Raw genomic sequence first — 11,161 nt, forward strand, 5'->3', positions numbered from 1 at the left:
CTCGAGGAGGCGCTCGCGCACGTCGAGCGCGACTACGAGCTCGTGCTCATCGACTGCGCTCCCTCGCTGAACGCCCTCACCCGCACCGCGTGGGCGGCCTCCGACCGTGTCGGCGTCGTCACCGAGCCGGGACTCTTCTCCGTCGCCGCCGCCGACCGCGCCCTCCGCGCGATCGAAGAGATCCGCCGCGGCCTGTCGCCGCGCCTCCAGCCGCTCGGCATCATCGTCAACCGCGCCCGCGTGCAATCCCTCGAGCACCAGTTCCGCATCAAGGAGCTGCGCGACATGTTCGGCCCCCTCGTGCTCTCCCCCCAGCTCCCCGAGCGCACGTCCCTGCAGCAGGCCCAGGGCGCCGCGAAGCCCCTCCATATCTGGCCCGGCGACGGAGCTCAGGAAATGGCGAGGAACTTCGACCAGCTGCTCGAGCGCGTCATGCGCACGGCTCGTCTCGGCGACGAAGAGCCCGGGGCTCAGGTCTCTTAACCCCCAGCCTTCGCAGGACTCGCGGAGGCTTCCGACCCCGTTCGCGAGTCAATCGGGGTAGGGGTCCCCGCTCTTGACTCGCGAACGGGGTCGGGAGCCGAAGCCCCCGAGATCTGTCAGGAGAGCTAGCTCGCGGCGCGGGCGGCGCGGCGGGCGGCGAGTTCGTCGGAGGGGTCTTCCGCCGGGGCGAACTCGACGTCGACGAGGTTGCTCTCGACCTCGCGCAGCACCTTGCCGACGGCGATGCCGAAGACGCCCTGTCCTTGCGAGACGAGGTCGATGACCTCCTCGTCGGACGTGCACAGGTAGACGGACGCGCCGTCGCTCATGAGCGTCGTCTGGGCGAGGTCGTTGATGCCGGAGCTGCGGAGCTGCTCGACGGCGACCCGGATCTGCTGGAGCGAGATCCCGGTGTCGAGGAGTCGCTTGACGAGCTTGAGCACGAGGATGTCGCGGAAGCCGTAGAGGCGCTGCGATCCGGAACCTGCCGCACCGCGCACCGTGGGCTCGACCAGCTGCGTGCGCGCCCAGTAGTCGAGCTGGCGGTAGGAGATGCCGGCGGCTTTCGCCGCGACCGTCCCGCGGTAGCCCGCCGACTCGTCGAGCTCGGGGAGGCCGTCCGTGAACAGCAGGGGCTCGGCCGCGTAGCGCGAGGAGTCGCTCCGGGTCACTTCCGCCATGTCGAATCCCTAACCTTCAGGTTGAACTTGAGGTTCAAGCTCTGCTGCGCTCTCACGCTACCCCCACCCTCGCAGCCCGACAACGACATCCGGGCGTGTCGCGGCCAAATCGACCGCCGCAGACCTCAGAGCTTGCCGAGCGCGCTGCGGATGAGGCTCGACCGCACGATCTCGAGCTGCCCCGCGATCTCGCGCGCCATCTCGTTCACCTTCGCGCGACTCGCGGCGTCCTTGCGCCGGGCGACGGGGGTCAGAGCGCTCTCGATGAGCCCGAGCTCCCGCTCCGCCGACGCGCGGAAACCCCGCAGGTGCCGCGGCTCGATGCCCGAGCGCTGAAGCTCGACGAGCGCCCGGAGCACGGCGAGAGCATCCTCGCCGTAGGTGTCGCCCGCGACGATGAGGGATGCCGTGATCGCGTCGCCGAGGAGCATCGCGTTCGCACCCGACTCCTTGATGAGCTCGGCGCGACTCAGTCGACGATCCGCGGCGAGCATCGAGGGCGCCATGACGGTCGCGCCGCCGGGCAGCACCGGGTCGCGTCCGGCGTCGAGGTCGTCGAGGTAGGTGCGGATGACCTTGAGCGGCAGGTAGTAGTCGCGCTGCATCGAGAGCACGAGGCGCAGACGCTCGAGGTCGGCGGGCGAGAACTTGCGGTACCCCGACTCCGTGCGCGAGGGCGTGACCAGGCTGCGCTCCTCAAGGAAGCGCAGCTTCGACGGCGACAGGTCGGGGAACTCGGGGCTGAGCCGTGCGAGCACCTGCCCGATGCTCAAGAGGTTCGATCCCCCGGCCGAACGAGCCGGGGAGACAGCGGACGCCACTACTTGGCGCTCGTCTTATCGAGGCGCGACGCGTAGAACGTCAGACGGAACTTGCCAACCTGCACTTCGGCTCCATCGCTCAGCAGGGCGGATTCGATGCGGACGCCGTCGAAGTACGTGCCGTTGAGCGATCCGAGATCGCGCACCTGGAACGCCGTGCCCACGCGCACGAAGTCGGCGTGGCGACGCGACACGGTCACGTCGTCGAGGAAGATGTCGGCCTCGGGGTGACGGCCGGCGACGGTGACGTCGGCGTCGAGCAGGAAGCGCGCTCCGACATTGGGGCCACGTCGCACGACGAGCAGGGCCGAACCCGAAGGCAGTGCCGCAATGGCCTCCTGCTCGTCCGGCGAGATCCCCGCTTCCATCGCGGCGAGCTGGGCCGAGAACTCAGCCGTGAAGTGCGCCGTCGTGTCGTTCGAGGACGCTGCGCCGTTCTCAGCACCGGGCTCGTTCGGCTCGACCATCCTGACCTCCTACCGATCCACAGTATCGGATGAGGCCGCGCCCGCCACCCGGAGATCCCGGATCATCCGAACTGCCTGGAGTGCATAGGCCACGCCCGCCCACCAGTAGAGGAAGAGACCCCAGATCGCGGCCGCCCATCCGAGCGGGAGGGCGATCCACGCCGTCTCGTGCACCGCGAAGGCGAGCAGCAGCACGGGCATCGCGAAGAGCACCGCGAAGGTGCCCATCTTGCCGAGGTGGTGGACGGGCAGCGGCCCATAGCGGTGGTTGGCGAGCACGATCCCGAGCACGATGAGCAGCACGTCGCGGGCGATGAGCGCGGCCACGAACCACCAGGGCAGGGCGCCGATGAAGGCGAGTCCGAGGAGCGTCGTCAGGATGAACAGCCGATCGGCCGCGGGATCGAGCAACTGCCCCAGGCGCGAGATCTGGTTGAAGTGGCGCGCGATGTAGCCGTCGACGAAGTCGGTCGCCGACGAGGCCGCGATCACGAGCACCGCCCAGCCGTACTGCTCGGTGACGAGCAGCCAGAAGAAGACGGGAATGAAGAGCAGTCGCAGGAACGAGAGCACGTTCGGGATCGTCCAGACCCGCGAACTCACCGCTGGCTTCATGCGCCCCACCTCCCTCGCACATCCTAGAGTCGATCCATGCACCCCCTTCTCGTCGTGATCGCAGTCGCCGGCGCCGTCGCCGCCTTCTGCTGGATCGCCTCCCTCGTCAGCAAAGACCACTCCTGGGTCGACCGCCTCTGGTCGATCGTTCCCGTCGTCTATGTCTGGATCTTCGCGGGCGCCGCCGGCCTCGCCGATGCGCGCCTCGACATCATGGCCGTGCTCGTCACCCTCTGGGGCGCGCGGCTCACCTTCAACTTCGCGCGCAAGGGCGGGTACACGGGGGTCGAGGACTACCGCTGGCCGATCCTCCGCGCACGCATGTCACCGTGGCAGTTCGGCATCTTCAACATCCTGTTCATCGTGCTCTACCAGCACGCCCTGCTCGTGCTCATCACGCTCCCGGCCCACACCGCCTACGAGAACCGCGGCACTCCGCTCGGTGCGCTCGACCTCGTCGTGGCCGCGGTGTTCCTGCTGCTTCTCGCCGGCGAGACGATCGCCGACCAGCAGCAGTGGCGCTTCCACCAGCAGAAGAAGGCCGCCGTCGCCGCCGGCCGCCAGCCCGAGACCCGGTTCCTCCAGTCGGGACTCTGGCGGTTCTCGCGCCACCCCAACTTCTTCTTCGAGCAGGCACAGTGGTGGGCGTTCTTCTTCTTCGGTGCGGTCGCCGCGGGGTCGCTCCTGCAGTGGACCGTGGTCGGCGCCGCGCTGCTCACGGGCCTCTTCATCGGGTCGACCATCTTCACCGAGAGCATCACCAAGTCGAAGTACCCCGAGTACGCCGACTACCAGGCGACCACGTCGATGCTCGTGCCGCTGCCGCCGCGTCGCGCGCGGGTAGCGCAGGTCGCCTGAGTACACAAGGGGATGCCGCGAACCGACGCGCGCGCGTGAACTGGTTCCCGAGGAAAGGAGACTCACCATGTCTCTCTTGGGAATCATCATCGCCATCGTCGCCGTCGCTCTGCTGCTGACGGGTGGCTTCGTGCAGTCCTTGCAGTTCCTGCTCTGGGTAGGGATCGTGCTGGCCGTCATCGCGGTCATCGTGTTCCTCGTCCGCTTCATCGGATCGGGCGGACGCGCACGCGTCTGACCGACCGGTGTTCCGCGCCGCGCCCCGGACTTCCGTCGGGGGCGCGGCGCGCTGGGTTAACCTCGCAGACATGTCGTGCATCCGGTTCAACACTCCCGCCCAGCGGTTGCAGCTGGCCGCGAACGCCCCGTCGATGCGCACGCCCGACGAGGTCGCCCAGCACTACCGCTCCCCTGAGATGACGGAGAGCAAGATCCGCCGGCTGCGTCTGCTCGCCGAGAGCGCTAATCCGAAGATCCGCGAGCGTGTGGCCGCCGACTATCACGCCCCGGACGACCTGGTTGCGAAGCTCGCGAAAGATCCGGATGCCGGTGTGCGGGCGACCCTCGCCCGCAACGAGACGGTCTCGTGCGACATCCTGCGCGACCTCGCCCGCGACGAGTCGGAGACGGTGCGCGGGTTCGTCGCCGTCAACTACTTCGTGCCCGACGACGCGATGGCCGAGCTCGCCGACGACGAGAGTCCCGTCGTTCGCGGTCTCGTCGCCTGGAAGGCGCGGCTGGCGTCGGCGGACGCCGCCGAAGGATCAGGCGCGCAGCAGTTCGTCGAGGCGTAGCCGCAACTCGGGCCACGTGCTGCCGAAGCCGGGATGCAGCGGCAGAGTCCCGACCTCGTCGAACGGCACCCAGCGCAGCGCCTCGCTCTCGGCATCGCCGAGGATCGGCGCGAACAGTTCCTCGGCTCGCGCGAGCACCGTCGTGTACGACCAGTACCCGAGGTCGAAGACGCTCGTGTCGAGCACCGTGACGAGTTCGGGCGGCACGCCGGCCTCCTCGTCGGCCTCGCGGATGGCCGCGGCCTCGGGTGTCTCCTCGGCCTTGCGTGCTCCCCCGGGCAGACCCCAGGTGCCGCCGAGGTGACTCCACACGGCACGGAGCTGCAACAGCACCCCGGCGTCGGGATGGGCGAGCAGCAGACCCGCGGCGCCGTACGTTCCCCAGTAGCGGCCGCGCGGCCCGTCGACCCAGGTGTCTTCAGGGCCCCGCGGTCGGCGTGCCTCGGGGTCGTGCGTCGCGCGGGTCACCTCACGTACTTTACGGTCTCGCACTTTAGGGTCGAGGCATGGCCGATCGCCTGGACTCGTGGATCTGGGCCGTGCGGCTCGTGAAGACCCGGTCGGCCGCGACGGCGATGGTGCGCGCCGGGCACGTACGGCTCAACGGCGACCGCGCGAAGGCTGCCGCTCCGGTGAAGCCGGGCGACGAGGTGCGGCTGCGGGTCGGCGACGTCGCGCGCATCGTCGTCGTGCGAGAGGTGTTCGCGAAACGCGTCGGCGCGCCACAGGCCGCTGCCGCGTACGACGACCTCACTCCCCCGCCGCCACCCCCCGAGGAACGCGTGCTCACGGCGACCCGTGAGCGCGGTGCGGGTCGCCCGACCAAGCGCGACCGGCGCCTGATCGACCGTCTCAAGGACCCGTTCGACGAGGGCTGACGAGACCTCAGCGCGCGACGTTGACGAGCCCGCTGAACCCCTCGGGCACGATCACGAGGTTGCCCGCCGCGGCGAGCTCCTTGAGGGTGTCGAGGTAGCGCTGCTGCAGGATCGCGTCGGTGAGGCTCGCGTTGAGGATCGCGTTGGCATCCGCCTCGGCCTGCGCCTGCACGACCTTCTGCTGCGCCGACACCTTCGCCGCCTCGAGACGGTTCTGTTCGGTCTGCACCTGGATGGCGGCCTCCTGCGCGGCCGCGAACGCCGCCGTGACCTGCTCGCCGTAGCGGATCTCCTGGAGCGCGACGTCTTCGACGATGATGCCGTCGTTCTCCCACCGCCGTTCGAGCGCTTCGAGGATGCGCTCCTGCACGGTGTCGCGGTCGGTGAGCATGTCGATCGTCGAGAAGCTGCCGGGCACCGAGCGCACGACGGAGCGGATGTCGTTGAAGATGAGGCGCGTACGCAGGTTGTCCTCGTTGAGGTACTCGCTGTAGATGTCGATCACCGCTCCGGGGTCGAGCGAGTAGCGGATCGCGATGTCGAGGTTCGCCGTGACGCCTTCGGCATCCTGCACCGTGATCTGCGGACCGTCGGGGCTGCCGCCGATGTTGTCGCCTTCGCCGTAGGACTGTTCGCTCACGAAGACGGCGCGCTGGTTGCGCACGTCGAAGGTGACGGTGTCGACCCACGGGGCCTTCCAGTGCAGGCCCGGCGCCGTCTGGGAACCGAGGATCGCCCCGGTCCAGTCGCGCAGCACATTGGCCTGCCCGACGTCCTGACGGAAGAACGACGAGAGCACGAGAAACAGGGCGCCGAGGAAGAACAGCACGATCGCGACCCAGCGGGCGACGCGCGAGATGATCACGTTCGTGCCCCGGCGGAACGCGCTGCCGTTCGGGGTGTCGCCGGCCGCCACCACCCGGGCGCGGGCGTTCGACGCGGCGACGACGAGGGCGACGACGCCGGCGAGGAGGAAGATCAGGCTGACGATGAACATGGCGTCAGGATAGTGACGCGACGTTCCTCCGGGCGAACTCAGCCCTGCGAGGAGCCCTGCGCGAGCCCCTGCTCGACCGCCGCGACGACCTCGGGAGCGTCGGGCAGCGTCTGCGGGCGGAACCGTGACACGGTGCCGTCGGGGGCGATCACGAACTTCTCGAAGTTCCACATCACCTTGCCGGCCTTGCCGGCGGCGTCCTTCTCCCGCGTGAGCGCCGCGTAGAGCGGGTGCTTCTGCGGACCGTTCACTTTCGTCTTGTCCATGAGCGGGAAGGTGACGCCGTAGGTGGTCGAGCAGAACTCCTGGATCTCCTCGGTCGACCCGGGCTCCTGCCCGAGGAACTGGTTGCACGGGAAGCCGAGCACCGTGAACCCCTGGTCGGCATACTGCCGCTGCAGCTCTTCGAGCTGGGCGTACTGCGGGGTCAGCCCGCACCGCGAGGCGACGTTGACGACGAGCACGGTCTGGTCGCCGTAGTCGGCGAGCGTGGCCTGCTTCCCGTCGATCGTGGTGAACGGGATGCTGCGGATGCTCTCGTCGATCGCCATGATCCGAGCCTAAGTCGGGTTCCCGCTCCGCGCTGGCCCGAAGGCTCCGGTTAAGCCAGGAACGCCCGGTGCTGGGGGGAGCACCGGGCGTTTCCCGATCATGGGGGGGGGACTGCTGGGTATTACTGGGGGAAATCTGAGGGGGGGGGGGGGGGCCGTTGCTGGTGGATTAATCGGCCCCCTCGCTCATCCGAGTGGCAGACGAGGGATTCGGGTTCCTCGCCGGGGGTGTGCCACCCGAGTCAGGTTCGCTTCGGGGGAGTTGCGTTCCGTCTGAGATCAATCTGCACGACCAACCTCAAGATGCGCTGCCTCCTACCCTCAAGATTCGGCGTCAACCCTCAAGATTCGCCAAAGATCCGCGCCTACTCTTAACGCGTGAACGAGATCACGCACGAGCCCGATGCCCACCGGTACGTGATGTACCGCGGCGGCGAACTGGTGAGCGTGTTGGAGTACCGCGACCAGGGTGCGGGCACCGTGATGCACCACACGGTCACGATCCCGAAATTCCGCGGCCACGGCTACGCGGGCGAACTCGTCGAGTTCGCGGTGAACGACGTCGAGGAGCGAGGCGCCGGCCCCATCCACCCCACCTGCTGGTACGTCGCCGACTGGTTCGCCGCGCATCCCGACCGTTCCTCGCTGCTCGCGGCACGATGACCCCGCGCCGCGGCTACCTCGCGGCCGACGTGCGCGCCGCCGAGAAGCCGCTGCTCGAGGCCGGCGAGCCGCTCATGCGCCGCGCCGCGGCCGCCCTCGCCGCCGAGCTGCGCGAGCTCACGCCGCACCGGCTGCTCGTGCTCGTCGGTTCCGGCGACAACGGTGGCGACGCCCTCTTCGCGGCCGCGGAGCTCGCGGCGGCGGGCGCCGAGGTCGATCTCGTCGCGACGGGCGACCGCCATCACGCGGACGGCGGAGCGGCGGCCCTCGCCGCCGGGGCACGCTGGGCGGAGGCGGATGCCGTCGCCGACCTCGCCGCGCGTGCCGACGTCATCGTGGACGGCATCCTCGGCACCGGTTCCTCCCCCGGGCTCCGCGGTCGTGCGCGCGACCTCGTCGCCGCCGTGCTGCCGGCCCTCGACCGCGCGGATCGTCCGCGCGTGGTGGCCGTCGATCTCCCGAGCGGGATCGGGCCGGACGACGGCGCCGTTCCCAATCCGTTCGTGCTGCCGGCCGATCTGACCGTCACCTTCGGAGCGGAGAAGGCGGGTCTGCTGCGAGAGCCGGGATCGCGCTACACCGGCCGCGTCGTGCTCGTCGACCTCGGGCTCGACCCCTACCTGCCCGACACTCCCGAGGTCACCGCGGAGTGAGGCGGAACACCCGCAGCGTGCGCCCGGCCGTCACCTCGTACTTGCGGTAACCCGGCCAGTTGCGTTCGAGCTTCGGCCAGGTCGCCTCGCGCTCGTCGTCGGGGAGCATCCGCGCCCGCACGGAGATGCGGCGGCCGTGCAGGCTCACCGCGACCTCGGGATGCGCGAGCAGGTTCGCGGTCCACGCGGGATGGGTGTCACGGGCGAAGTTGCTGCCCGTCACGAGGAACTCCTCGCCGTCGGGGCAGTACATGAGCACCGCCTCGCGCTCGATCCCCGACTTCGCGCCGGACGTGTGCAGCACGAGGGTCGGCACCCCGAGCCCGGAGAGCTGCACGCGCCCGCCGGTGACCCGCGCCATGACGCGCTCGAGCGGCGGCATGACCGTCGGCCCGATCCGTCGGAAGAACGCGGTGCGCGAGAACCACGCGACGGGCGGGCGGAGCGGACGGGGAAGGGCCACGGCACTCATCCTGCCGGGAATGCGCCGCGACGTCGCGCGCTTGCATTTCCCATGAAACGCATCGGGTTCCTGACGTTCGGCCACTGGGCGCCCGGTCGCGAGGCGACGGTCACGACGGCCGGTGACGCTCTCCTGCAGACGCTCGACCTCGCGGTCGCGGCGGAGGAGGTCGGCGCCGACGGCGCGTTCGTGCGCGTGCACCACTTCGCGCGGCAACTCGCCTCGCCCTTCCCTCTTCTCGCCGCGATCGGCGCGCGCACCTCGCGGATCGAGATCGGCACCGCCGTGATCGACATGCGCTACGAGAACCCCCTCTACATGGCCGAGGATGCCGCGGCGGCCGACCTGCTGAGCGGCGGTCGACTGCAGCTCGGCCTGTCGCGAGGCTCCCCCGAGACCGCACTCCGCGGCTCGGAGTCGTTCGGCTATGTACCGGCCGACGGCGAGACGGATGCCGACCTCGCGCGCCGGCACACCGAGGTCTTCCGCGCCGCGATCGCCGGTGCCGGCGTCGCGATGTCCAACCCGCAGATGACCGGGGTCTCTCAGCCGCTTCCGATCGAGCCCCGCTCCCCCGGGCTGCCCGACCGGATCTGGTGGGGCGCCGGCACCCGGGCGACCGCGGTCTGGGCAGCCGAGCAGGGCATGAACCTCATGTCGTCGACCCTCCTCACCGAGGAGACCGGAGCCACGCTCGCCGACCTGCAGGCGGAGCAGATCCAACTCTTCCGCGACGCGTGGGCCACGGCCGGCCACGACCGCGAGCCGCGCGTCTCGATCAGCCGCAGCATCCTGCCGATCATCGACGACGAGACCGAGCACTACTTCGGGCTGCGCGCCCAGGTCGACGGCAAGGACCAGGTCGGCCACCTCGACGGAGGCCTCGCACGCTTCGGTCGGTCGTACATCGGAGCGCCGGATGTCATCGCCGCCGAGCTCGCCCAGGATGCCGCCGTGCAGGCGGCCGACACGATCCTCGTGACCGTGCCCAACCAGCTCGGCGTCGACTTCAACGCGCGCATCCTCGAGTCGATCGTAAAGGACGTCGTCCCCGCCCTCGGGTGACTCCGGGTGGTTCGTCGGGCCGCACGTAGTAGTTGTCGAGCCCTACGATCATGCGTACCGGCACGGACCACCATCTTGTGCCCGTCGAGTCGCGACATCCAGGGAGCCCAACGTGAGCAGTCCGAGCGAAGACGCCGTCAAACAGAAACTTGGCATCGAGTCGTGGAGGAATCTCTCGAAGGACGGGGTACTGCGGCTCGTCGCGATGATGCCGGACCTCAGCAAAGATGTCGCGCTCAAGATCGCCGAGCAGTTTCCCGACTTCAAGCTCCTGGCGACAGAGACCCTCAACGCAATCGGCGAGCACCTCAAGGCCGCGCTCGATTCGAATCACAAGAGCCAGAAGCGCGTCTACCGCGCCTACCAGAAGGCTCAAGACGCCTACATCCGGGAACTCGACCGGGATCTCACGGTGGAAGAACGTCGTGCGATCTACGACCGCATTCTCGATGTCGCCGATCGAGTGGACAAGAAGGATGACAAGGGCAAGGACTTCATTCTCAGGGCGCTGTCCCTGGTTGGAGCGTCGCTCGGTGTCGTCATCCTCGCTGCGCTCGCCGTCCTGGGCGGCAAGGCCGCGCTCGAACAAGGCGACAAGAGCAGCTAGACCCGCGGACTGAGCAACCGCCGCGCGCCCATAAGCTTGAGCCTCGTGTCCAAGGTGCTGAGCTCCCTCCCCGTCGGCGAACGCGTCGGCATCGCCTTCTCCGGAGGGCTCGACACCTCCTGCGCCGTGGCGTGGATGCGCGACAAGGGCGCGATCCCGTTCACCTACACGGCCGACATCGGGCAGTACGACGAGCCCGAGATCGACAAGGTACCCGCACGCGCCCTCGAGTACGGCGCCGAGGCGGCCCGGCTCGTCGACGCGAAGTCGGCGCTCGTCGAAGAGGGGCTCGTCGCGCTGCAGTGCGGCGCGTTCCACATCCGCTCGGGTGGCAAGACCTACTTCAACACGACGCCGCTCGGGCGCGCGGTCACGGGCACGATGCTCGTACGCGCCATGAAGGAGGACGGCGTCGAGATCTGGGGCGACGGCTCCACGTACAAGGGCAACGACATCGAGCGGTTCTACCGCTACGGCCTGCTCGCCAACCCGCGGCTGCGGGTCTACAAGCCGTGGCTCGACTCGGCGTTCGTCACCGAGCTCGGCGGTCGCACGGAGATGAGCGA

Annotated in this window: 18 protein-coding genes; 10 read left to right on the top strand and 8 right to left on the bottom strand. The window is 69.2% G+C overall.

Annotated features, from left to right (window positions below):
- Positions 1 to 483: ParA family protein (locus ACO1X9_RS08845; RefSeq protein WP_486350457.1), on the top strand; the 483-nt coding region annotated here is incomplete at its 5' end.
- Positions 484 to 608: 125 nt separating this feature from the next.
- Here the strand turns inward: ACO1X9_RS08845 and ACO1X9_RS08850 are convergent.
- From ACO1X9_RS08850 to ACO1X9_RS08865, 4 genes are all read right to left on the bottom strand, one after another.
- On the bottom strand, positions 609 to 1,163 hold the full coding sequence (locus tag ACO1X9_RS08850) for a MerR family transcriptional regulator (RefSeq protein WP_486350458.1): 555 nt from the start codon (positions 1,161 to 1,163) through the stop codon (positions 609 to 611).
- A gap of 125 nt (positions 1,164 to 1,288) precedes the next feature.
- Positions 1,289 to 1,936 (bottom strand): transcriptional regulator FtsR, encoded by a 648-nt coding sequence (ftsR, locus tag ACO1X9_RS08855; protein WP_486350459.1) that lies wholly within the window; start codon positions 1,934 to 1,936, stop codon positions 1,289 to 1,291.
- A 47-nt stretch (positions 1,937 to 1,983) separates the two neighbouring features.
- A complete protein-coding gene (locus ACO1X9_RS08860; RefSeq protein WP_486350460.1) occupies positions 1,984 to 2,451 on the bottom strand; it encodes an FHA domain-containing protein in 468 nt (155 codons plus the stop codon).
- A gap of 9 nt (positions 2,452 to 2,460) precedes the next feature.
- Positions 2,461 to 3,066: a CDP-alcohol phosphatidyltransferase family protein gene (locus ACO1X9_RS08865; RefSeq protein WP_486350461.1), complete on the bottom strand. Its 606-nt coding sequence runs from the start codon at positions 3,064 to 3,066 to the stop codon at positions 2,461 to 2,463.
- 36 nt (positions 3,067 to 3,102) lie between these two features.
- Between ACO1X9_RS08865 and ACO1X9_RS08870 the strand changes: the two genes are divergently transcribed.
- From ACO1X9_RS08870 to ACO1X9_RS08880, 3 genes are all read left to right on the top strand, one after another.
- A complete protein-coding gene (locus ACO1X9_RS08870) occupies positions 3,103 to 3,924 on the top strand; it encodes a DUF1295 domain-containing protein (protein WP_486350462.1) in 822 nt (273 codons plus the stop codon).
- 67 nt (positions 3,925 to 3,991) lie between these two features.
- Positions 3,992 to 4,162 carry a hypothetical protein gene (locus tag ACO1X9_RS08875; protein ID WP_486350463.1) on the top strand — a complete coding sequence of 57 codons (171 nt, stop codon included), beginning with the start codon at positions 3,992 to 3,994 and terminating at the stop codon, positions 4,160 to 4,162.
- A 70-nt stretch (positions 4,163 to 4,232) separates the two neighbouring features.
- Positions 4,233 to 4,718 carry a hypothetical protein gene (locus tag ACO1X9_RS08880; RefSeq protein WP_486350464.1) on the top strand — a complete coding sequence of 162 codons (486 nt, stop codon included), beginning with the start codon at positions 4,233 to 4,235 and terminating at the stop codon, positions 4,716 to 4,718.
- On the opposite strand, the gene ACO1X9_RS08885 is transcribed toward ACO1X9_RS08880, so the two are convergent.
- A complete protein-coding gene (locus ACO1X9_RS08885) occupies positions 4,689 to 5,186 on the bottom strand; it encodes an NUDIX domain-containing protein (protein ID WP_486350465.1) in 498 nt (165 codons plus the stop codon). The genes ACO1X9_RS08880 and ACO1X9_RS08885 overlap by 30 nt on opposite strands.
- 38 nt (positions 5,187 to 5,224) lie before the next feature.
- On the opposite strand from ACO1X9_RS08885, the gene ACO1X9_RS08890 reads away from it, so the two are divergent.
- On the top strand, positions 5,225 to 5,596 hold the full coding sequence (locus ACO1X9_RS08890; protein WP_486350466.1) for an RNA-binding S4 domain-containing protein: 372 nt from the start codon (positions 5,225 to 5,227) through the stop codon (positions 5,594 to 5,596).
- Positions 5,597 to 5,603: 7 nt separating this feature from the next.
- Here the strand turns inward: ACO1X9_RS08890 and ACO1X9_RS08895 are convergent, their stop codons facing one another.
- The gene (locus tag ACO1X9_RS08895; protein WP_486350467.1) at positions 5,604 to 6,593 is read right to left on the bottom strand and encodes a prohibitin family protein; all 990 of its coding nucleotides are present in this window, start codon (positions 6,591 to 6,593) and stop codon (positions 5,604 to 5,606) included.
- Positions 6,594 to 6,631: 38 nt separating this feature from the next.
- Positions 6,632 to 7,144, bottom strand: coding sequence for a glutathione peroxidase (locus ACO1X9_RS08900; protein ID WP_486350468.1), 513 nt, complete (start codon positions 7,142 to 7,144; stop codon positions 6,632 to 6,634).
- 378 nt (positions 7,145 to 7,522) lie between these two features.
- On the opposite strand from ACO1X9_RS08900, the gene ACO1X9_RS08905 reads away from it, so the two are divergent.
- Entirely contained in the window at positions 7,523 to 7,807 is a 285-nt protein-coding gene (locus ACO1X9_RS08905) for a GNAT family N-acetyltransferase (protein WP_486350469.1), read from the top strand.
- Positions 7,804 to 8,460: an NAD(P)H-hydrate epimerase gene (locus ACO1X9_RS08910; RefSeq protein ID WP_486350470.1), complete on the top strand. Its 657-nt coding sequence runs from the start codon at positions 7,804 to 7,806 to the stop codon at positions 8,458 to 8,460. The genes ACO1X9_RS08905 and ACO1X9_RS08910 overlap by 4 nt, the downstream gene beginning before the upstream one ends.
- On the opposite strand, the gene ACO1X9_RS08915 is transcribed toward ACO1X9_RS08910, so the two are convergent.
- A complete protein-coding gene (locus tag ACO1X9_RS08915; protein ID WP_486350471.1) occupies positions 8,447 to 8,923 on the bottom strand; it encodes a nitroreductase family deazaflavin-dependent oxidoreductase in 477 nt (158 codons plus the stop codon). The genes ACO1X9_RS08910 and ACO1X9_RS08915 overlap by 14 nt on opposite strands.
- A gap of 51 nt (positions 8,924 to 8,974) precedes the next feature.
- Between ACO1X9_RS08915 and ACO1X9_RS08920 the strand changes: the two genes are divergently transcribed.
- The 3 genes from ACO1X9_RS08920 to ACO1X9_RS08930 all read left to right on the top strand — a co-directional run.
- Positions 8,975 to 9,988: an LLM class flavin-dependent oxidoreductase gene (locus ACO1X9_RS08920; protein ID WP_486350472.1), complete on the top strand. Its 1,014-nt coding sequence runs from the start codon at positions 8,975 to 8,977 to the stop codon at positions 9,986 to 9,988.
- Between the two features lie 112 nt (positions 9,989 to 10,100).
- The gene (locus ACO1X9_RS08925; RefSeq protein WP_486350473.1) at positions 10,101 to 10,595 is read left to right on the top strand and encodes a hypothetical protein; all 495 of its coding nucleotides are present in this window, start codon (positions 10,101 to 10,103) and stop codon (positions 10,593 to 10,595) included.
- A 45-nt stretch (positions 10,596 to 10,640) separates the two neighbouring features.
- Positions 10,641 to 11,161 (top strand): argininosuccinate synthase domain-containing protein (locus ACO1X9_RS08930; protein ID WP_486350474.1); only part of this gene is annotated, 521 nt, incomplete at its 3' end.

This window comes from Pseudolysinimonas sp. (assembly GCF_057350545.1).

What these genes read in the sequence shown, in the direction of transcription:
- ACO1X9_RS08850 (WP_486350458.1), bottom strand. Translation starts at nt 1,163, where the DNA reads ATGGCGGAAGTGACCCGGAGCGACTCCTCGCGCTACGCGGCCGAGCCC.
- ACO1X9_RS08860 (WP_486350460.1), bottom strand. Translation starts at nt 2,451, where the DNA reads ATGGTCGAGCCGAACGAGCCCGGTGCTGAGAACGGCGCAGCGTCCTCG.
- ACO1X9_RS08865 (WP_486350461.1), bottom strand. Translation starts at nt 3,066, where the DNA reads ATGAAGCCAGCGGTGAGTTCGCGGGTCTGGACGATCCCGAACGTGCTC.
- ACO1X9_RS08870 (WP_486350462.1), top strand. Translation starts at nt 3,103, where the DNA reads ATGCACCCCCTTCTCGTCGTGATCGCAGTCGCCGGCGCCGTCGCCGCC.
- ACO1X9_RS08875 (WP_486350463.1), top strand. Translation starts at nt 3,992, where the DNA reads ATGTCTCTCTTGGGAATCATCATCGCCATCGTCGCCGTCGCTCTGCTG.
- ACO1X9_RS08880 (WP_486350464.1), top strand. Translation starts at nt 4,233, where the DNA reads ATGTCGTGCATCCGGTTCAACACTCCCGCCCAGCGGTTGCAGCTGGCC.
- ACO1X9_RS08890 (WP_486350466.1), top strand. Translation starts at nt 5,225, where the DNA reads ATGGCCGATCGCCTGGACTCGTGGATCTGGGCCGTGCGGCTCGTGAAG.
- ACO1X9_RS08895 (WP_486350467.1), bottom strand. Translation starts at nt 6,593, where the DNA reads ATGTTCATCGTCAGCCTGATCTTCCTCCTCGCCGGCGTCGTCGCCCTC.
- ACO1X9_RS08900 (WP_486350468.1), bottom strand. Translation starts at nt 7,144, where the DNA reads ATGGCGATCGACGAGAGCATCCGCAGCATCCCGTTCACCACGATCGAC.
- ACO1X9_RS08910 (WP_486350470.1), top strand. Translation starts at nt 7,804, where the DNA reads ATGACCCCGCGCCGCGGCTACCTCGCGGCCGACGTGCGCGCCGCCGAG.
- ACO1X9_RS08920 (WP_486350472.1), top strand. Translation starts at nt 8,975, where the DNA reads ATGAAACGCATCGGGTTCCTGACGTTCGGCCACTGGGCGCCCGGTCGC.